Annotated in this window: 16 protein-coding genes and 1 pseudogene; 10 read left to right on the top strand and 7 right to left on the bottom strand. The window is 64.7% G+C overall.

The genetic code is table 11. The annotated features are described in order from the left end of the window. Positions 1-175 (bottom strand): 50S ribosomal protein L21 (gene rplU, locus ACIP0B_RS12085; RefSeq protein WP_400832140.1); only part of this gene is annotated, 175 nt, incomplete at its 3' end. A 241-nt stretch (positions 176-416) separates the two neighbouring features. Between rplU and ACIP0B_RS12080 the strand changes: the two genes are divergently transcribed. The 3 genes from ACIP0B_RS12080 (at position 417) to ACIP0B_RS12070 (ending at position 2,355) form a co-directional block, all read left to right on the top strand. Continuing rightward, on the top strand, positions 417-1,385 hold the full coding sequence (locus ACIP0B_RS12080) for a polyprenyl synthetase family protein (RefSeq protein ID WP_085584166.1): 969 nt from the start codon (positions 417-419) through the stop codon (positions 1,383-1,385). Positions 1,386-1,543: 158 nt separating this feature from the next. Then, a complete protein-coding gene (locus tag ACIP0B_RS12075; protein WP_085584164.1) occupies positions 1,544-1,885 on the top strand; it encodes a zinc ribbon domain-containing protein YjdM in 342 nt (113 codons plus the stop codon). Positions 1,886-2,097: 212 nt separating this feature from the next. Continuing rightward, positions 2,098-2,355, top strand: a complete 258-nt coding sequence (locus ACIP0B_RS12070; protein WP_400832136.1) for a hypothetical protein — start codon at positions 2,098-2,100, stop codon at positions 2,353-2,355. 131 nt (positions 2,356-2,486) lie between these two features. On the opposite strand, the gene ACIP0B_RS12065 is transcribed toward ACIP0B_RS12070, so the two are convergent. The 3 genes from ACIP0B_RS12065 to ACIP0B_RS12055 all read right to left on the bottom strand — a co-directional run bounded on the left by ACIP0B_RS12065 (position 2,487) and on the right by ACIP0B_RS12055 (position 4,186). After that, complete coding sequence (locus ACIP0B_RS12065; protein WP_400832134.1) at positions 2,487-3,104, bottom strand: FKBP-type peptidyl-prolyl cis-trans isomerase; 618 nt, start codon at positions 3,102-3,104, stop codon at positions 2,487-2,489. A gap of 126 nt (positions 3,105-3,230) precedes the next feature. Further along, positions 3,231-3,536 (bottom strand): DUF6482 family protein, encoded by a 306-nt coding sequence (locus tag ACIP0B_RS12060; protein ID WP_400832132.1) that lies wholly within the window; start codon positions 3,534-3,536, stop codon positions 3,231-3,233. 161 nt (positions 3,537-3,697) lie between these two features. Continuing rightward, on the bottom strand, positions 3,698-4,186 hold the full coding sequence (locus ACIP0B_RS12055; protein ID WP_400832131.1) for a TIGR00645 family protein: 489 nt from the start codon (positions 4,184-4,186) through the stop codon (positions 3,698-3,700). Positions 4,187-4,348: 162 nt separating this feature from the next. On the opposite strand from ACIP0B_RS12055, the gene ACIP0B_RS12050 reads away from it, so the two are divergent. Further along, complete coding sequence (locus ACIP0B_RS12050) at positions 4,349-6,178, top strand: hypothetical protein (protein ID WP_400832129.1); 1,830 nt, start codon at positions 4,349-4,351, stop codon at positions 6,176-6,178. 17 nt (positions 6,179-6,195) lie between these two features. Here the strand turns inward: ACIP0B_RS12050 and ACIP0B_RS12045 are convergent, their stop codons facing one another. Both ACIP0B_RS12045 and ACIP0B_RS12040 read right to left on the bottom strand, forming a co-directional pair. Beyond that, positions 6,196-6,513 (bottom strand): hypothetical protein, encoded by a 318-nt coding sequence (locus ACIP0B_RS12045; RefSeq protein WP_400832128.1) that lies wholly within the window; start codon positions 6,511-6,513, stop codon positions 6,196-6,198. Positions 6,514-6,823: 310 nt separating this feature from the next. Then, positions 6,824-9,262, bottom strand: a complete 2,439-nt coding sequence (locus tag ACIP0B_RS12040) for a Lon protease family protein (RefSeq protein ID WP_400832126.1) — start codon at positions 9,260-9,262, stop codon at positions 6,824-6,826. 285 nt (positions 9,263-9,547) lie between these two features. Here ACIP0B_RS12040 and ACIP0B_RS12035 point away from each other — a divergent pair, with 285 nt between their 5' ends. The 4 genes from ACIP0B_RS12035 (at position 9,548) to ACIP0B_RS12020 (ending at position 13,252) form a co-directional block, all read left to right on the top strand. Next, positions 9,548-10,036: a DUF3015 domain-containing protein gene (locus ACIP0B_RS12035; RefSeq protein WP_085584148.1), complete on the top strand. Its 489-nt coding sequence runs from the start codon at positions 9,548-9,550 to the stop codon at positions 10,034-10,036. A gap of 215 nt (positions 10,037-10,251) precedes the next feature. Further along, positions 10,252-12,105, top strand: a complete 1,854-nt coding sequence (locus ACIP0B_RS12030) for a DUF4105 domain-containing protein (RefSeq protein WP_400832125.1) — start codon at positions 10,252-10,254, stop codon at positions 12,103-12,105. Between the two features lie 212 nt (positions 12,106-12,317). Further along, complete coding sequence (locus ACIP0B_RS12025) at positions 12,318-12,674, top strand: hypothetical protein (RefSeq protein WP_400832123.1); 357 nt, start codon at positions 12,318-12,320, stop codon at positions 12,672-12,674. 83 nt (positions 12,675-12,757) lie between these two features. Further along, positions 12,758-13,252, top strand: coding sequence for a GreA/GreB family elongation factor (locus ACIP0B_RS12020; RefSeq protein WP_400832121.1), 495 nt, complete (start codon positions 12,758-12,760; stop codon positions 13,250-13,252). 494 nt (positions 13,253-13,746) lie between these two features. Here ACIP0B_RS12020 and ettA read toward each other — a convergent pair whose 3' ends face one another. After that, complete coding sequence (gene ettA, locus ACIP0B_RS12015) at positions 13,747-15,411, bottom strand: energy-dependent translational throttle protein EttA (protein ID WP_400832120.1); 1,665 nt, start codon at positions 15,409-15,411, stop codon at positions 13,747-13,749. Between the two features lie 286 nt (positions 15,412-15,697). Here ettA and ACIP0B_RS12010 point away from each other — a divergent pair, with 286 nt between their 5' ends. Together ACIP0B_RS12010 and glyA are read left to right on the top strand one after the other, a co-directional pair. Further along, complete coding sequence (locus ACIP0B_RS12010; protein WP_400832119.1) at positions 15,698-19,546, top strand: EAL domain-containing protein; 3,849 nt, start codon at positions 15,698-15,700, stop codon at positions 19,544-19,546. Between the two features lie 217 nt (positions 19,547-19,763). Further along, positions 19,764-20,167 (top strand): annotated as a pseudogene (gene glyA, locus ACIP0B_RS12005) (serine hydroxymethyltransferase); the annotation flags it as partial.

Below are 20,167 nucleotides of genomic sequence, written 5' to 3'. Positions count from 1 at the left end.
GGCCATCGCCTACGCCGAGTCCGTGGTGCCGGAGACCCCGCCGCCGAGCAGCGACCAGCAGAACGCGGTCAAAGGTCACGGATTCGCCGGTGGCGACTTCCAGTTTTTCGATCTTCAGGTATTCACCTTCAGCGACTTTGTATTGCTTACCGCCGGTAACGATTACTGCGTACATGGTATTTATCCGATAATCATGCTCACCAAGCACTTTATAGGAAGAGGTATTGGCTGGCATGGCTGCATGGGGCTGGAACGGCCCAAGTGCAATTGCGTAAGGCAGGTGCTGCCCAGGAAGTTCAGGGTGCGCGATTGTACGCAAGCCGCCGACGCCGCGCAAGGGGCCGTCCATCGCGCCTTGACACCTGCGGACGTGGGTCCTAGCATGCCGCGCAACCCTTCTGGAGCACCTGTCTCTGATGCAACCCCAAGCTTTCTACCGCGCGGTGGCGGACGATTTTAGCGCCGTCGACGGCATCATCAAGAAGCAGCTGACTTCCCGAGTGCCGCTGGTATCGAAAATCGGCGACTACATCACGTCGGCCGGCGGAAAACGCCTGCGCCCGCTGCTCGTGCTGCTGTGCGGCAAGGCCCTGGGCCGCGAAGGCGACGACCTGCGCCTGCTGGCCGCCACCATCGAATTCCTCCATACCGCGACCCTGCTGCATGACGACGTGGTCGACATGTCCGGCATGCGCCGCGGCCGCTCGACCGCCAACGCCATGTGGGGCAACGCCCCGAGCGTGCTGGTCGGCGACTTCCTGTACTCGCGCTCGTTCGAGATGATGGTCGAACTGGGCTCGATGCCGGTGATGAAGATCCTGTCCCAGGCCACGCGCATCATCGCCGAGGGCGAAGTGCTGCAGCTGTCCAAGGTGCGTGACGCCAGCACCACCGAAGAGACCTACATGGAAGTCATCCGCGGCAAGACCGCGATGCTGTTCGAGGCCTCGACCCACAGCGCCGCCGCGCTGGCCGGCGCCACCGCCGAACAGGCCGAGGCCCTGCGCACCTTCGGCGACCACCTGGGCGTGGCGTTCCAACTGGTCGACGACCTGCTCGACTACAAGGGCGACGCCGACACGCTGGGCAAGAACGTCGGCGACGACCTGGCCGAGGGCAAGCCGACCCTGCCGCTGATCTACACCATGCGCGAAGGCACGCCGGAACAGGCGGCCCTGGTGCGCCAGGCGATCCAGAAAGGCGGCATCGAAGACCTCGAAAGCATCCGCGCGGCGGTCGAAGCGTCCGGCTCGCTGGACTACACCGCGCAGCTGGCCCGCGACTACGTGGCCCGCGCGATCAAGTGCCTCGAAGCGCTGCCGGCCAGCGAATACCGCGATGCCCTGGTTGAGCTGAGCGAATTCGCGGTCGCCCGCACGCACTGATCCTGCTTGCCACCCTGTGGGAGCGAGCCTGCTCGCGATAGCGCAAGAAGCTATCGCAAGGGGGTTCGCTCCCACAGTGCTTTCCAGGCAGTGTCACCCTTCGCGCAAAACCCTATACAATGTGCGCCCTTTAACGATCCTCATACCAAGGAGCCTTAGTGAGCACGTTGCCACCCTGCCCGAAATGCAATTCCGAATACACCTACGAAGACGGTGCCCAACTGGTGTGCCCGGAGTGCGCCCACGAATGGTCCGCCAACGGTGAGGCCGACGCGGCATCCGAAGACACCGTGAAGAAAGACGCGGTGGGCAATGTCCTGCAGGACGGCGACACCATCACCGTGATCAAGGACCTGAAGGTCAAGGGCACCTCGCTGGTGGTCAAGGTCGGCACCAAGGTCAAGAACATCCGCCTGTGCGACGGCGACCACGACATCGACTGCAAGATCGACGGCATCGGCCCGATGAAGCTCAAGTCCGAGTTCGTCAGAAAGGTCTGAACCCGCCCTCCTCCATCCCGCGCCCGACGCGGGATGGCGCATCATCCTCGCCCTCGCCCTCGCGCTCCCCGCCCCAGAATAATGGCCAAACGCCTGCCGTTTTGACCTTACGCAATCTTTACCCGCAAAAATCCACAAACCGCCAATAGGCGCTTGCTATTTGACGAATAAGAATTATTCTCATTGAAACCCTTTCAATGGAGATGAGAACCATGACTTATCTGATCGACGCCTGGCTGGATCGGCCGCATCCCTACCTGCGGATCCTGCATCGGGAAACCGGGGAAGTCTGTGCGGTGCTGGAAGAGGAAGCCCTGCACGAGCTGCAGGATCAGGGAGACCTGGACGTCAACGGCCTGAGTTCCAGCGAACCGCTGGTGCTCAAGGAACTGGTGCGCAATCTGTTCCTGTTCTGCTACGCCCGGGCCTTGCGCCCGACCGGTGAGCTGCACAACAAGATCGAAGTATGAGAACCACCGCAGGAACCGTGGGAGCGGACCTGCCCGCGATGGCATCGACCCGGCATTGAAGGAACACCCGGTCGACCGCATCGCCAGCAGGCTGGCTCCCACATCAGCCTGCCATCAAGGCAGGCCAGTCCTTACAGAACGTCGAGCAGCTCGACGTCGAACACCAGAACGCTGTGCGGCGGGATGCTGCCCACGCCTTGCGCGCCGTAAGCCAGTTCGCTCGGCACGTACAGACGCCATTTGCTGCCGGCATTCATCAGTTGCAGGGCTTCGGTCCAACCGGCGATCACGCCGCCGACCGGGAATTCCGCAGGCTGGCCGCGCTCGTAGGAGCTGTCGAACACAGTGCCGTCGATCAGCGTGCCGTGGTAGTGGGTGCGCACGTTGTCTTCACGGGTCGGCTTGGCGCCTTCGCCCTGGGTCAGCACTTCGAACTGCAGGCCGGAAGCCAGGGTGGTGATGCCTTCGCGCTTGCCGTTTTCGGCCAGGAACGCACGGCCTTCGCCGGCGGCGGCTTCAGCCTTGGCAGCGGCTTCGGCCTGCATGATTTCGCGGATCACCTTGAAGCTGGCGGACATTTCTTCCTGGCCCACACGGCTTGGCTTGCCGGCGAACGCGTCGGTCAGGCCGGCCAGGATGGCGTCCAGGCTGACGCCCGGTGGCGGGTTGTCGCGCAGCTGGTCGCCCAGCTGACGGCCGATGCCGTAGCTGACGCGGGTTTCGTCGGTGGACAGATTTACTTCGGACATGACACTGCTCCGCTGTGCGGACGGCCTCAGGACAAGCCGTGCGTGCACAGCGCGTCCCGGCGCGCCCGGAACCAAAAGGGCGAGCAGACTAGCACAGATGCCAAGGCATTGATGAGGCCGCAGGACCTACAGCGCCGAACGCCAGGCCAGCGGCACCTTCAGGCTTTCCTCGCCGCTGGCGCCAAGGCCGCACATTTCATCGTGCACCGAGGTGTGGACAAGGTTGAACGGCAAGACCGGGAAGTTGTGCAGCAGATCCCGGGCGTGCTCCACCGAGCGCAGCTTCAGCATCTGGCCGTGGGTGTCGCTGAGCGGGTACGCCGCACCGTGCACCCGCGCTTCGAGCAGGTAGATTCCGCCCTCCATGGAGATCAGGTTCAGTTCATCGACCTTCCTGGCGACGGCAAACGCATTCAGCTCTTGCAGGTTCATGGGCGCACCTCACGCGATGGCGGGTCTGGACGCCTACAGGGATAGGCTTCGGCAGGACAAAGCACAAGCCATGAACGAGACCGCCCGTCTGTTTTGCAACGGACGGGCGGTGTTTTTCCTGCTTGACGGGGGAATCGCCGGGCAAGCGCCCCCGTCACGGCTCAGTGCTTGGTGACCTTGTCCAGGTAACCCATGGCGAACGCCGAGATAACGAAGGTCATGTGGATGATCACGTACCACATCAGGTGTTCGGGGTCGACGTTCTTGGCGTCCATGAAGATGCGCAGCAGATGGATCGAGGAGATCGCCACGATCGAGGCCGCGACCTTCATCTTCAGCGACGACGAATCCATGGTGCCCAGCCAGTTGAGCTTTTCCTTGCTGTCGTCGATGTCCAGCTGGGAGACGAAGTTCTCGTAGCCGGAAATCATCACCATCACCAGCAGGCCGCCCACCAGCGCCATGTCGATGAGCGACAGCAGCACCAGGATCAGTTCCGATTCGGCCATCTCGAACACGTTGGGGATGACGTGGAAGACTTCCTGGAAGAATTTCAGCGCCAGCGCCAGCAGCCCGAGGGACAGGCCGATGTAGATCGGCGCCAGCAGCCAGCGTGAGGCGTACATTGCGTTTTCGATAAAGCGTTCCATTGAATCTCACACAAGGGGGGTTGTAATCGGCGGCGAGTATATCAGCCGCCCATGACCGCCAGAAACCGCCCGGAAATCCGCCACCTGCGCGTGTGTGTCAAAGTTTTTCTGCTAGTGTCCAGATCATTGACAGCCCAGAGAAATCGGACAGGACGACTGGAAATGGATGTGCGATTGCCGCTGACGACCGTCGGAATGTGCCTCGCCCTGTTGCTGGGCGCCTGCTCGCCGGACGACGAAAAGCACGGCCAGAGCCTTGAGGAAAGGGCCGCACAGTTCGAGCAGTCGTTGGACGCCATCACCGACCCTAAACTCAAGGACGCCGTCACCGCACTCGGCGGCTCGCTGCTGTCGCTCGAAAACGCCCGGCAGCGGCTCGACGGCCAACCGGCCAGAACCGAGTACGGCGAAGACGCCCTCGGCGTGCTCAAGCATTACCCGACGCCGCAGGCGTTGGTCGACACGTTCATCAACGGTCTGTTCGTGCTGCGCAAGGACTCCGGCTCCGATTACCTCACCGACCTGCAACCGGTGTTCCCCTTCCATCTCAACGTTCCCGGCGGCTTCCTGTTCCCTCACGGCGTGGAATGGCAATCGGTGAGTCTGAGCAACAAGCGGATGATCGCCTGGCAGGCGGAATGGTCGGAGACCGATCCGGGCATCCAGCTGAGCCCGTCCAGCTCCAACGCCACCCACCCTGACGACCTGACCGTGACCTATCCCTTCATCGAAGGCCTGAACATCGACCGCAAAAGCCAGCCGCAACCGGTCGGCCTGCAAGGCGCGGTCGAGGTCATCGCCCCCAAACGCCTGCACAGTTTCAACCTGGACAAAAAGGACATCGGCCAGACCCGCACCGACGGCAACCTCAGCGTCACGTTGCTGAAGCTTGGGAAGGATTACGCCGAAGTCGAATTCAGCAACAGCCTGCCGCTTGCGCCGGAGGTCGGCGGCACCTCGCTCAACCCGTTGATCGTCCAGGCCCGCGACGGCACCGGCCAGTACCTGAGATGGGCCGGCGTGATCAAGGAAAGCCCGGAACAGATCGCCTTCTATCAAAAGCAACTGGCGCACCTGCAGCAGCAGAAGGCCTGGAGCGACGCCCTGGAAAAGCAGCTCAACGACGAGCAGCGCGCCTTTGAGCAGCAGCACCGGCGCTACTACAACAAGGTGTACTTCCATGGCCCGGTCGAAGCCCTCGAAGTCAGCCTGCTGGATTTCTCGCAGGTGACCGTGACCCGCAGGCACCTGGATCTGCCGGTTCGCCGCTTCGATCCGCGCACCACCGAGAAAACCGTGCAGCCGCTGGAACTGCCGGTGACGGTGTATGACGACCAGGCCCCGGACTGGCTCAAGGGCGCGTCCCTGACCGAGCAGCAGCTGAAGGACAGCATCCGCATCCACCAATCGGTAGAAGAACCCAGTGCCGCCCGGATCGAATTCCGTCACCGCCGGACCTTCAACGACGAGCTGCTCGGCGACGACTTCAACCCGGGCGACAGTCCGGTGACCTTCTTCACGCAAAAGCGCGGCGGGCAAAGGGACGAGCCGATCGAGTTGCCGCCGGAGGCGTACCAGGTCGATCCGCTATCGGGCACGATCACCTATGACCTGAACCTGTTCCCGGAAACCCCGGCGTTTGCGGTCGGGTCGATGCCGCTGTTCCTGGCCACGGTGGAGAAGCAGTCGTTCGACGCCACGTCCCTGCCCAAGGGCCTGGACATCCGCGGCAATGCGTTGGTGGTGGACCTGAAACGGTTCGTGGACGGCCAATGGCGCTTTTTCGTCAAGGACGGCAGCGACCATTACCTCAAGCCGATTCTGTCGGTCAGCCACGATGCCGGCGCAGAGGGGCCGGCGGTCTTCGGCGTGCACTATTTCTACGGCCGTCCGACGCAGGTGGAAGCCTACCGGCGAACCGACCTCGCCACCGTGCAGTACGGCTTTGAGGTCAAACTCGACAAGGCGCAGGCGCCGGGCACGGCGCCCTGACCCCGGACACAGGCCGGTCAGTTGAGGCTGCGGCTGCGTCCACCGTTGATCTGCCGCAGTTGGGCCTGCAGGTGCAGGCTCCAGATCTGCGGGTCGTTGGCCAGTTCATAGCCGTGCATCGTGAGGCTTTCGACGATGGTGTCGAGTATCGACTCGGCGGCGACCGGCCCGTGGAAAGGACCCTGGGCCTTGATGGCGGAAGGTTGTTCGCCGGCCATGCCGGCGGCGAAGAGCAGCGTCCACATGCCGGTGTCGCCGGCCAGGGGCTTGATGGCGCATTCGATACGGGTCACGAGACCCAGGCATTGACGGGTGAGGCAGAGGTTGCGCGACATGGCGGCGACCCTCGGTGAAGCCGGTGTTCAACCCTCAAGGGAAGGCTGTTTCGATCCAGTGATGCTCTCGATGTCCTTGAGCTGAGAATAGAAGAAAAGTCGTCTGCGCCAACCGGATACGACCAGAAGGCGCCGAATGGTCATTGTGTGAATTTTGGCGCCAGAGTGATGGCACTTTCCCGCACGTTCCCGCCCAAATACGACTGTGGGAGCCAGCCCGCTGGCGATCGGGAATGTCAGACAAACAGATGTCGAATGACACGCCGCAATCGCCCGCAGACTGGCTCCCACAGGTTGACCGCATCGGCCGTCAGGCCGGCTTGGCTTCGGCCAGCGCCTCTTGGGCCGCTTCCTTCTCGGCTTCCTTCAGGTCCTCTTCGCTGATCATCTCGGCGATCACCCGCAGACGCTCCACGACGCGAGCGTTGACGCTGCCTTCCGGGAACTGGCCATCGGCGTCCGGCTCACCGGCCGGCTCGCCCACCAGCAGGCTCAGCGCCTCGTCGGCCTGGCTCACCGCATAGACGTGGAACTGCCCGGCGCGCACCGCCGCCAGCACCTTCTCGTCGAGCATCAGCGTGGCGACGTTGGCCTTGGGAATGATCGCGCCCTGCTCGCCGGTCAGCCCGCGCGCTTCGCAGAGGCGGAAGAAGCCTTCGATCTTCTCGTTGACCCCGCCGACCGCCTGCACCTCGCCGAACTGGTTGATGGAACCGGTGATCGCGAAGCACTGCTTGAGCGGTGTCCTGGACAGCGCCGAAATCAGCGTGCACGCCTCGCCCAGCGACGCGCTGTCGCCGTCGACGTAGCCGTAGGACTGCTCCAGCGCGATGCTCGCGGAGATCGCCAGCGGGAATTCCTGCGCGTAGCGGCTGCCCAGGTAGCCGGTGAGGATCATCACGCCCTTGGAGTGGATCGGCTGGCCGAGGTTGACCTCGCGCTCGATGTCGACGATGCCGCTGCCGCCCGGGTACACCGTGGCGGAAATCCGCGCCGGCACGCCGAACGCCGAATCGCCGACCTCCAGCACGGTCAGCCCGTTGCACTTGCCCACCGCCGCGCCGTCGGTGTCGATCAGGATGATCCCGGCGAGCATGTCGTCGAGGATCCGCGCCGACACGCGCCCGGTGCGGGTGGCCTTGGCCTTCAGCGCCCGTTCGATGTGGCCGGCGTCGGTCATCTCGTCGCCGGCCAGGTGACGAATGAAGTCCGCTTCGCTGACCAGCTGGAACAGGTCGCCGATCCGCGCCGACAACCGCCCCTGATGCTCGGCCAGGCGGGCGCTGTAGGTCGCCAGGCGCGCCACCGCGCCGGCGGTCAGCGGCGCCATGCCCTCTTCCGAGGTGCGGGTCTTGAGCAACTGGGCGAACTGCTCCAGGCTTTCGTCGACCATCGGGATGTCTTCATCGAAGTCCACCAGGACGCGGAACATCTCCTGGAAGTCCGGATCGTGGTCCTGCAGCGCGTAGTACAGCTGGCGGGCGCCGATGATGATCACCTTGACCTGCAGCGGAATGTGCTGCGGGGTCAGGGTCACGGTGGCGAAGCGGCCCATTTCGCTGAGCGGCGACTCCATCTTCAGCTTGCGCGACTGCAGGGCGCGCTTGAGCGCATCCCACACGAACGGCTCGCCGAGCATCTTTTCCGCCTCGAGGATCAGGAAACCGCCGTTGGCCCGGTGCAGCGCACCCGGGCGCAACTGCCGGTACGTGGTGTAGAGCGCGCCCTGGTCGGTGGTGTACTCGATGCGGCCGAACAGGTTTTCGTAGGTCGGGTGCGGCTCGAACACCACCGGCGCGCCGCCGCTGACCGGATGGCCGACCACCAGGCTCGGGGCGTATTGCTCCTCCAGCAGCTTGCGGGCGACGGCGTCGGTCTTGCTGTCGTCCACCAGTTGCTCGACCACGGTCTTGAGCAGGTACACCTGCATCGCCTGCAGATAGCCACAGACGCCTGCGTTCTCGGCGTACTTTTCCGACAGCGGCGCCAGCAACGGCTGCAGCGCCAGGGTGATGGTCTCTTCGTTGAGCTGGCGCAGCTGGTTGCTCGACTCGCGCTTCCACTGCGGCAGGCTGGCCAGCTCTTCGTTGAGGCGCTCCTCCAGCGCGGAGATGTCCTCGTGGAAGCGCTCGCGGTCGGCTTCCGGCAACTGGGCGAACTCCGCCTCGTCCAGCGCCTTGCCCTCGAACATCGGGGTGAAGGCGATGTTGCTGCTGTCGCGGTACAGGGCGACGTCCTTCTCCAGGGCCAGGCGCTCGATCACATCCAGCGCACGGTCGTAGCGCTGGTTGAAGGCGCGGTCGATGGCGCTTTTCTTCTGCTGGTAGGACGGGTGTTCGAAGACGGCCGGAAAGGTCGCCAGGAGGTTGTCGATTAGGCCGTTGATGTCATTGATGAACGCGCCGGCGGTGCCCGACGGCAGCTCCAGGGCGCGGGGCTCGCGCGGCTCGTCGAAATTGTTGACGTAGACCCAGTCCGCCGGGGTCTGCAGGCGCTTGCCTTCGGCCTTCAGGTAACGTTTGACGAACGAGAAGCGGCCGGTGCCGGGCTCGCCCATGACAAAGACGTTGTAGCCGGGGCGCGGCATGGCCACGCCGAACTGCAAGGCTTCGACCGCGCGTTCCTGGCCGAGCACGCCGCGAAAGGGCTCCAGATCGTTGGTGGTGGTGAAGCTGAACTGTTCAGCGGAAAACGGACGGGTCAGCGCTTCGGGCGCCAGACGCAAACTGGCGGCAACAGGATCAGGCATCGGGCTTCCTTAACAATCAGGCGGGGCAGATAAGAGGCATTCTGGCGCTGCCCGTACCCACTGGCAAGGCGCCTTGCGGCGATGCGCGGCCGACGGTGCCGCGCGAAACCGCAACCCCTGCGCGAATCTGAAGGAAAATGTGACGGAACCCGGCGAACGTGCCTAAACTCCAAGCTGCGCGGCTGGAACGAATACCGGCCCACTGGCGCCGTTCGGGTCTGTACGCACAGAGCTTGGGGGGGCCAGAACCCTGTCCATTGGTACGCACATAAAGAGAACAAAGCTATGAAACGGATTCTTCTCGGTACTCTCTTCACCGCTGTATCCATCAATGCCATGGCCCAGGCGCCGGGCGGCCCTGATTGCGGCTGGGGCAACATGCTGTTCGAAGGCCAGCGCGGCACGCCGGCCCACTTCCTCGCCTCCACCACCAACGGCACCTCCGGCAACGCGACGTTCGGCATGACCTCCGGCACCAACGGCTGCTCCACCAACGCGGCGCTGACCTACGGCGGCAAGTCCTGGTTTGCCATGAACGGCATGATGAACGAGCTGTCCGAAGACATGGCCAAGGGCCAGGGCGAAGCGCTGACCACCTACGCCGTGGTGCTGGGCGTGGCGCCGGAAGACCGCGCGCACTTCGCCGCCGTGACCCACGAGCACTTCCAGCAGATCTTCAGCAAGGCTGACGTGACCGCCGAGGACGTGCACACCAACACCCTGGCGGTGCTGAAGGCCGACCCTCGTCTGGCCAAGTACGCGACCCAGGCCTAAGCCAGGCCCCCGCCCGCTTCCTTCGGGGAGCGGGTTTTGCTTTATGTGGCGAGGGAGCTTGCTCCCGCTGGAGTGCGTAGCGCTCCCCCTGCTTGAGAGGTGCCGCTGCGCGCCACAGCGGGAGCAAGCTCCCTCGCCACAGGATTCCTACCCGGATCGGCTGACTCGGCTTTCGCTCCTGGGGTCTTCGCACTTTTCGACTTAAGTTGCCACTTATGCTCAAACGCCTTGCCTGGCTGGCGCTGTGTGCCTGCGCCCCGCTGTCCGCCGCGCCCCACATCGATCCCCAACGTTTGCAGCAAACGGCCAACGACCGTTTCTGGATTTCCCTGGGCCACTACGAGACCGCCAAGCTCGGCGGCTGGCGCAGCTATGTCAGCGACAGCCGGTTCTTCCTCGCCGCCGACGGCAACGAACACCCCGACCGCGAACTGGCCGCCACCGTGCAGGCGCTGTACGCCCCGGCCAGCCTCGGTGAACGGCACGCCCAATGCGTGTACCCGGCCCGCACCCGCTGGCTCAAGGCGCAACTGAGCCTCAAGGATCTGCCGGCCCCGGACTGCGCCGAATTCCGGCAATGGTTCAAGGACGTCTCGCCCCACGGCGCGGTGATGATCTTCCCGGCGGCCTACCTCAACAGCCCGTCGTCGATGTTCGGCCACACGCTGCTGCGCATCGACCAGGCCGACGTGCAAAGCGACAAGACCTCGCTGCTCAGCTACGCGATCAACTTCGGCGCCTACATCGAAGGCTCGGACAACAGCATCCTGTATGCCTGGAAAGGCCTGATGGGCGGCTATCCGGGGCTGTTCGCCCTGGTGCCCTACCAGGAAAAGCTCTCCGAGTACCGCAGCCTGGAGAACCGCGACCTGTGGGAATACCGGCTGAACCTGACGCCGCAGGAAACCGCGCGCATGGTCGAGCATGTGTGGGAGCTCAAGCAGATCAAGTTCGACTACTTCTTCTTCGACGAGAACTGCTCCTACCGCCTGCTCGAACTGCTGCAGGTGGCCCGCCCGGGCCTGCGCCTGACCGAACAGTTCCCGCTCACGGCCATTCCCACCGACACCGTCAAAGCGGTGAAAGAGGCGGGCCTGGTGGAGCACATCGAATACCGTCCGTCCCGTGAACGCGAACTGCTCAGCCGCGCCGAGCCGTTGAGCGACGACGAACAGGACTGGGTGCTGAAGGTCAGCGCCGACCAGCAGCAGTTGCAGGCGCCCGCCTTCAAGGCCCTGCCCCGCGAGCGTCAGGCGCTGGTCATCGATGCCGCCTACCGCCTGGAGCGCTACCGCGCCAACGGACAGGAACGCGACCCGCAGCGGGCCCAACGCAGCTTCGAACTGCTGCGGGCGATAAACAAGAACCCGGCGCCGGAGCTGGAGATCCCCCGCCCCGGCCTGCCCGAGGACGGACACGAATCGCGCACCTGGCAGGCCGGCCTCGGCACCCGCGGCGACCGGGCATTCGGCGAGTACGGCCTGCGCATGGCCTACCACGACCTGAACGATAACGCCGAAAGCTTTCCGCTGGGCGCGCAGATCGAAATCCTGCAGATGAAACTGCGCCAGTACGAGGGCAACGACTGGCAGTTCCAGCGGCTGGACCTGGCCACCATCCGCTCCCTGACCCCGCGCAACGCGCTGCTGCAGCCGCTGTCGTGGCAGGTCACCGGCGGCCTCGAAAGGGTGCCGGGCAAGCATGACGACGAAACCCTGGTCAGCCACGTCAACGGCGGTGGCGGCGGCACCTGGCAGCTCGGCGAGGACATGCTCGGCTTCGCCCTCGGCACCGTGCGGATCGAGCACAACAACGACTTCGCCGGGTTCATCGCCCCCGCCGCCGGCTTCAACAGCGGCGTGCTGTGGAAAAACCCGCTGGGCAACCTCAGCCTGGAGGCCAAGGGCGATTACTTCACCAACGGCGAAGTGCGCCGCAGCCTGAGCCTCAACCAGCAGTGGGAACTGTCGCGCAACCTCGGCCTGCGCCTGAGCGCCGAACGCGAATTCAGCCACCTGGCCACCCCGCAGACCGAAGTGATGCTTGAGGTGAAGTGGTATCACTACTGATCCCCCACCGTCCCCTGCAGGAGCGAGCCTGCTCGCGATTGCGGTGTGCCAGCCCACGCATTCGTCGGCTGAAGAACCGAATCGCGAGCAGGCTCGCTCCTACAGGGGATTGGCAGGTGTTCAACGAATTGCTCACATGCCTTTCACGCACGCCGGACGAATCCGCTTCTAGACTTTCCCGTATCAGCCGTGAAACGGCCCGGGAGAACGAGATGTGGCGGTGTGCAGGGTTGCTGGGCGTGTTGTTGCTGGTCGGCGGTTGCCAGAGCACCCATGAAGAGTTGATCGCCAAAGGTTATCCACCGGCCTTCGCCGACGGTTTCGACGACGGCTGCATCAGCGGCCGACAGGCGGCCGGATCGATCGGCGGAGAGTTCCGCAAGGACGTGCCGCGCTACCTCAAGGACGCGCAGTACGCCGAAGGCTGGAGCGATGGCTTCCGCCAGTGCCAGGCCATGATGGAGAGCAAGGACCGCGACGACTACCGCAACGAACATCGGGATGAGCGCGAACGCGCCTGGCAGCAGCAGAAAGACCGGGATGCCGCGCGGGCCTATCGCTCGCCGTAGGTCGCTTCCAGACATCCGCGCCGGCCCGAGGCCTGCGACCATGTGCCGACCCCATCAAAGAAGGCCCTTCAAAGGAGGCGACCATGAGCCGCGCTTTCGTCAATGAAGACAACGCCGCCGCGCAGGCCGACCAGCCGGTCGAGCGGCAGGTCAGCACGCAACCCAATTACGTCACGCCCCAGGGCTTTGCGCTGCTGCAGGCCAAGGTGGCCGAACTGCAGGCCCTGCACGCCGAACAATCGGAAAAGGGCGATCAGGCCGACAAGCAACGCCTGGCCGATCTCGACCGGGACTTGCGCTATTTCATGCAGCGCGTCGGCAGCGCCCAGGTGGTGCCCGCCGCCACCTCGACCGACAAGGTGCAGATCGGCAGCTGGGTGACCTACGCCGACGAGCACAGCACCGAGCGCCGGGTGCAATTGGTGGGCGAAGACCAGGCCGACGTCGCCCGCGGCCTGATCAACTGGAGCTCGCCCCTGGGCCGGGCGCTGCTCGGCGCCCGCCTCAACGACGAAGTGCTGTGGCAACGCCCGGCCGGCGATCGAGTGATCGAGGTGATCCGCGTCGAGCCGACCTAAGCGACCGTCTTCACTGACGCCATCGCCAGCAGGCTGGCTCCCACAGGTGTTGCGCCGGCCGCAGATCACCGGCCGGCTGGCTCCCGCAGTCGCGGGCGTTGGATCAGCCAACGGTGATGCCGGATGTGCCGGCCCTATCGCTGGCAAGCCAGCTCCCACAGTTGTTGCGTTGGCCGCCAATCATCGGCCGGCAGGCTCCCGCAGTCGCGGGCGCTGGATCAGCCACCGGTGATGCCGGATGTGCCGGCCCTATCGCTGGCAAGCCAGCTCCCACAGGTGTTGCGTTGGCCGCGGATCACCGGCCGGCTGGCTTCCACAGGTTTTGTGCTGGCCGCAGATCACCGGCCGGCTGGCTCCCGCAGTGTGGGAGCCGGACACGGAAACCTGTGGGAGCCAGCCTGCTGGCGATGGCCACGATGCGGTTTCACTGAAAGAACGCAGGCAAAAAAAAACGGAGCCCGAAGGCTCCGTTCTCGTTCATGCCGCCAGCCGGATCAGGCCAGCTTCTTGTGGCGAACGCGGTGCGGCTGGGCCGCTGCGTCGCCGAGGCGTTTCTTGCGGTCGGCTTCGTACTCGGTGTAGTTGCCTTCGAAGAACACCGCTTGCGAGTCGTCTTCGTACGCCAGGATGTGGGTCGCGACGCGGTCAAGGAACCACCGGTCGTGGGAGATCACAATGGCGGCGCCCGGGAAGTCCAGCAGGGCCTCTTCCAGGGAACGCAGGGTTTCGACGTCGAGGTCGTTGGACGGTTCGTCGAGCAGCAGGACGTTGCCGCCCTCCTTCAAAGTCAGCGCCAGGTGCAGACGGCCGCGCTCACCGCCGGACAGGTCCTTGACGAACTTCTGCTGGTCGCCGCCCTTGAAGTTGAAGCGGCCGACGTAGGTGCGCGACGGGATCTCGTAGCTGCCGATGCGGATCTGGTCGGAACCGTCGGAGATCTGCTGGAACACGGTCTTGCTGCCGTCCAGGTCTTCGCGGCTCTGGTCGACGCAGGCCAACTGCACGGTCTCGCCGATCTCGATGCTGCCGGAGTCCGGGGTTTCCTTGCCCATCAGCATGCGGAACAGGGTCGACTTACCGGCGCCGTTGCCGCCGATCACGCCGACGATCGCGCCTTTAGGCATGGAGAACGACAGGTTGTCGATCAGCACACGGTCGCCGTAGCCCTTGGTGACGTTCTTGAATTCGATGACCTTGTCGCCCAGGCGCGGACCGGCCGGGATGTAGATCTCGTTGGTCTCGCTGCGCTTCTGGAATTCCTGCGACTGCATTTCCTCGAAGCGGGCCAGACGTGCCTTGGACTTGGACTGGCGGGCCTTGGCGCCTTTGCGCACCCACTCCAGCTCTTCCTTCATGGCCTTTTCGTGGGCGGACTGCTGCTTGGATTCCTGGGCCAGACGCTCGGACTTGGCTTCCAGCCAACCCGAGTAGTTGCCCTCGTAAGGAATGCCCGCGCCGCGGTCGAGTTCCAGGATCCAGCCGGCGACGTTGTCCAGGAAGTAACGGTCGTGGGTGATCGCCACCACGGTGCCCGGGAAGTCGTGCAGGAAGTGTTCGAGCCAGGCGACGGAGTCGGCGTCCAGGTGGTTGGTCGGCTCGTCGAGCAGCAGCATGTCCGGGGCGGACAGCAGCAGGCGGCACAGGGCCACGCGGCGTTTCTCACCGCCGGACAGGTGTTCGACCTTCGCGTCCCAGGCCGGCAGGCGCAGCGCGTCGGCGGCGACTTCCAGCTGGCGCTCCAGGTTGTGGCCGTCGCTGGCCTGCAGGATCGCTTCGAGCTTGGCCTGTTCGGCGGCCAGCTTGTCGAAGTCGGCGTCCGGCTCCGCGTAGGCGGCATAGACCTCGTCCAGGCGGGCCTGGGCGTCCTTGATCACGCTGACCGCTTCCTCGACCACTTCACGCACGGTCTTGGCCGGATCCAGTTGCGGCTCCTGCGGCAGGTAACCGATGTTCAGCTCCGGCATCGGGCGGGCTTCGCCCTCGAACTCGGTGTCGACGCCGGCCATGATTTTCAGCAGCGTGGATTTGCCCGAGCCGTTGAGGCCGAGCACGCCGATCTTGGCGCCAGGGAAGAAGGACAGCGAAATGTTTTTCAGGATTTCCCGCTTCGGCGGAACAACTTTGCCCAGCCGATGCATGGTGAAGACGTATTGAGCCATGGAGAACCTAGGGTCAGTGACGGATGAATGAGTGGAGCGCAGGCGATGCCTGGCCAGACCGGTGCGCGTCGTTCAGTTGAGAGAGCCCAATGCGTGCGCGCGGAAAAAGTCTGAGTCTAGGAGCTGGAACGCTCCCGCGTAACCGGCAAAGCTACCTGAATGACGGAAGGCAGTCCAGCCGAGCGGGGCTGGCACTTCGCCACAACTCAAGGCATGCTAGCCGCCCTTCGGGCGTCCGGCTTATAGTGCACGTCGCGCCAGTCCAGCCAAACCGCAGGATTCCAGCTTGTCCAATGTCACTCCGCCAGCCTCTGTGAGCAGTACCCAACCGGCGCCCGGCTCGCCCCTGCGCGGAACATTGAAAGGCGCGCTGGCGACCCTGGTGCTTCTGCTGCTCGCGCTGCTGTTCTGGCAACTGCTCGACCAACTGCGCGAAACCCAGAAAAACCAGCGCCAGTACACCATCGACTACACCGCCGACCTCGCCTCCCAGGTCAGCCTGAACATGGCGCTGAACGCGCAGATCGCCCTCAACCTGCTACCGATCGTCGAACAGCCGCAGTCAGCCGACGAACAGCAGGCGCTGCTGCGCAAGCTCCAGCAGTCGCTGCCCGACCTGCGCAGCCTGGCGCTGCTCAGCCCCTCGGGCAAAGTCCTCAGCGACAGCGACGCCGCCAGCGAAGACGCCGACTACCTCAGCGACCTGGTGCGCCGCAGCCGGGCCCAGGCCCACTATTTCAGCAACGCCGACGACGGCTCGGTGGTGCACCTGCTGCTGCACCAGGCCAGCGGCAGCACCCGCGGCTACTGGGCGCTGCGCCTGACCCCGACCTTCTTCGCCTCGCTGACCAAACAGGCCGACACCGGCATCCGTCCGCTGTGGCTGGTGGAAAACCGCATCAACCACCAGATCATCAGCCGCGACGAAGGCCTGCCCACGACCCGCACCAGCACCCTGACCCCGGACGACCTGACCAACAGCGTGCTGACCGTGCCGCTGAGCAGCAGCGACTGGCAACTGCGCGGCCTGTTCGACCGCCAGCGCGTGCTCGAGCAACTGTTGCCGGCCTTCATCGGCAAGTGCCTGCTGGGGCTGGCGTTCTCGCTGCTGCCGTTCATCGCGTTGCTCAACATGCGCCGCCGCCAACGCCAGTTGCATGAAGGCCGGCGCCGCTACCAGGACATCTTCGAAGGCACCGGCGTGGCCCTGTGCGTGCTGGACCTGTCCGGGCTCAAGCAGGTGTTCGACAGGGCCCGACTGCAGACCAGCGACCAGCTCAAGGCCTGGCTCGACCACCCGCAGCAGCGCCAGCAGCTGCTGCAGGAACTGCGCATCACCGAGGTCAACCAGGTGGCGCTGCAACTGCTCAACGTCAATTCCTGCGAGCACGCCTGGCAGCTGCTGATCGACGGCCGCCCGCACACCCACTGCGCCATCGGCAACCAGGTGCTCGACGCCGTGCTCCAGCAACAGAAGCAGCTGGAGCTCGAAATCAAGCTGCCGGACATCAACGGCCGCGACCAGCACCTGTGGCTGGTGCTGCGCCTGCCCCAGGAACAGCACGACTACAAAGCGGTGATCCTGAGCATCAACGACATCACCAGCCGCAAGCTGATCGAACTGTCGCTGCTGGAGCGCGAAGGCTTCTGGTCGGACGTGGTGCGCACCGTGCCGGACCACCTGTACGTGCAGGACGTGATCAGCCAGCGGATGATCTTCAGCAACCATCACCTGGGCCAGACCCTGGGCTACAACCGCACCGAGCTGCATCAGATGGGCGAGTACTTCTGGGAAATCCTCCTGCACCCGGAAGACGCCGACTACTACCACCGCTCGCGCCAGCTGCAGCGCCACGCCGGCTACAGCCAACTGCTGCAGTGCCAGTTGCGCTTTCGCCACCGCGACGGCAAGTGGCGGCGCTTCGACATCCGCGAACAGGCGCTGGCCCGGGACAAGCACGATCAGGTCACGCGGATCATCGGCGTGGCCAAGGACATCACCGAGCAGATCGAGGCCAGCGAATCCCTGCGCGACAGCGAGCAGCGCTACCGGATGCTGGCCGAAAGCATCAGCGACGTGATCTTCTCCACCGACAGCAAGATGTCGCTCAACTACGTCAGCCCTTCGGTGCAGGCGGTGCTGGGCTATGACGCCGAGTGGATCTTCCAGAACGGCTGGCAGTCGACCATCGCCAACCCGCAGCAACTGACCGGCATCTATCACCTGATGGACCGCGTCAGCAAAGCCCTGGACAAGCCCGAGCAACTGGCGCTGCTGCGCAGCCAAGTGCAGACCCAGATGTTCCTGTTCGACTGCCTGCGGGCCGACGGCCGCAAGATCCCGATCGAGCTGCGCCTGGTGCTGGTGTGGGACGAGCACGGCGCGTTCGAAGGCGTGCTCGGCGTCGGCCGCGACATCAGCCAGCAGCGCCGCGCCGAGAAAGACCTGCGCATGGCGGCCACGGTGTTCGAGCACTCGACCTCGGCGATCCTGATCACCGACCCCGCCGGCTACATCGTGCAGGCCAACGAGGCGTTCAGCCGGGTCAGCGGCTACGCGGTGGCCGAAGTCCTCGACCAGTTGCCGAACATGCTCACCGTCGACGAGCAGCAGGACGCCCACCTGCGCTACGTGCTCAAGCAGCTGCACCAGCACAGCACCTGGGAAGGCGAGGTCTGGCTCAAGCGGCGCAACGGCGAGCATTACCCGGCATGGGTCGGCATCACCGCCGTGCTCGACGACGAAGGCGACCTGGCCAGCTACGTGTGCTTCTTCAGCGACATCAGCGAGCGCAAGGCCAGCGAGCAGCGCATCCACCGCCTCGCCTACTACGACGCCCTGACCCACCTGCCCAACCGCACGCTGTTCCAGGACCGCCTGCACACCGCGCTGCAATCGGCCGACCGGCAGAAGTCGTGGGTGGTGCTGATGTTCCTCGACCTCGACCGCTTCAAGCCGATCAACGACTCCCTCGGCCACGCCGCCGGCGACCGCATGCTCAAGGACATGGCCACGCGCCTGCTGGCCTGCGTCGACGATGACGACACCGTGGCGCGGATGGGCGGCGACGAATTCACCCTGCTGCTGCAGCACCGCTCCAGCCGCGAGATGGCGCTCAACCGGGCGATCCACGTGGCCGAGCAGATTCTCGCCAGCCTGGTGAAGCCGTTCGTGCTCGAAGGCCGCGAGTTCTTCGTCACCGCCAGCATCGGCATCGCCCTGAGCCCGCAGGACGGCAACGAGCTCAGCCAATTGATGAAGAACGCCGACACCGCGATGTACCACGCCAAGGAGCGCGGCAAGAACAACTTCCAGTTCTACCAGGCCGACATGAACGCCAGTGCGCTGGAGCGCCTGGAGCTGGAAAGCGACCTGCGCCACGCGTTGGAGCAGAACGAATTCGTGCTGTATTACCAGCCGCAGTTCAGCGGCGACGGCAAGCGCCTGACCGGCGCCGAAGCCCTGCTGCGCTGGCGTCATCCGCGTCGCGGGCTGGTGCCGCCGGGGGACTTCATCCCGGTGCTGGAAGAGCTCGGCCTGGTGGTGGACGTCGGCGACTGGGTGATCGCCGAGGCCTGCCGCCAGCTCAAGACCTGGCACCAGAGCCGCGTGCGCGTGCCGAAGGTGTCGGTGAACATCTCCGCCCGGCAGTTCTCCGACGGCCAGCTCGGCACGCGCATCGCCACCACCCTGCGCGAAACCGGCCTGCCGCCGGCCTGCCTGGAGCTGGAACTGACCGAAAGCATCCTGATGCGCGAAGTCAGCGAAGCGATGCAGATCCTCGACGGCCTGAAGAACCTCGGCCTGAGCATCGCGGTGGACGACTTCGGCACCGGTTACTCGTCGCTGAACTACCTCAAGCAGTTCCCGATCGACGTGCTGAAGATCGACCGCACCTTCGTCGACGGCCTGCCGTCCGGCGAGCAGGACGCGCAGATCGCCCGGGCCATCATCGCCATGGCCCACAGCCTCAACCTGGCGGTGATCGCCGAGGGCGTGGAGACCCACGAGCAGCTGGACTTCCTGCGCGAGCACGGCTGCGACGAGGTGCAGGGCTACCTGTTCGGCCGTCCGATGCCGGCGGGGCGGTTCGAGGCGCAGTTCAGCAACGATGCGCTGTTCATGTTCGACTGAGGTTTCGCGGCGCCCGCAGGGGCTTGCCGTGGATCAATATGCCGGCATCGAAACACGGACATTCTGGGCGTCCGCTGGCCAGCGAAAAGGCCGGCACGGACGCCACGCATTCGGCCATGAACGCCACTTGTCTGCGACATGATGTCGTTTCATATGCCATCCAAAACCCGTTGGGTTAGAATGCCCCCCTTTTCTGCCCCGATCCTTGAGGACCGCCATGTTCAGCCGTGATTTGACTATTGCCAAGTACGACGCCGACCTTTTTGCCGCCATGGAGCAAGAAGCTCAGCGCCAGGAAGAACACATCGAGCTGATCGCTTCGGAGAACTACACCAGCCCTGCGGTAATGGAAGCTCAAGGCTCGGTGCTGACCAACAAGTACGCCGAAGGCTACCCGGGCAAGCGCTACTACGGCGGCTGCGAATACGTCGACGTGGTTGAGCAGCTGGCCATCGACCGCGCCAAGGAACTGTTCGGCGCCGACTACGCCAACGTCCAGCCGCACGCAGGCTCGCAAGCCAACGCCGCGGTCTACCTGGCCCTGCTGTCGGCCGGCGACACCATCCTGGGCATGAGCCTGGCCCACGGCGGTCACCTGACCCACGGCGCCAGCGTGTCCTC

Source organism: Pseudomonas sp. NPDC089534, assembly GCF_044749305.1.
Lineage (GTDB): Bacteria > Pseudomonadota > Gammaproteobacteria > Pseudomonadales > Pseudomonadaceae > Aquipseudomonas > Aquipseudomonas ekonensis.
Note: the sequence above shows the minus strand (reverse complement) of the source record. Positions and strands in the feature narration are given on the sequence as shown.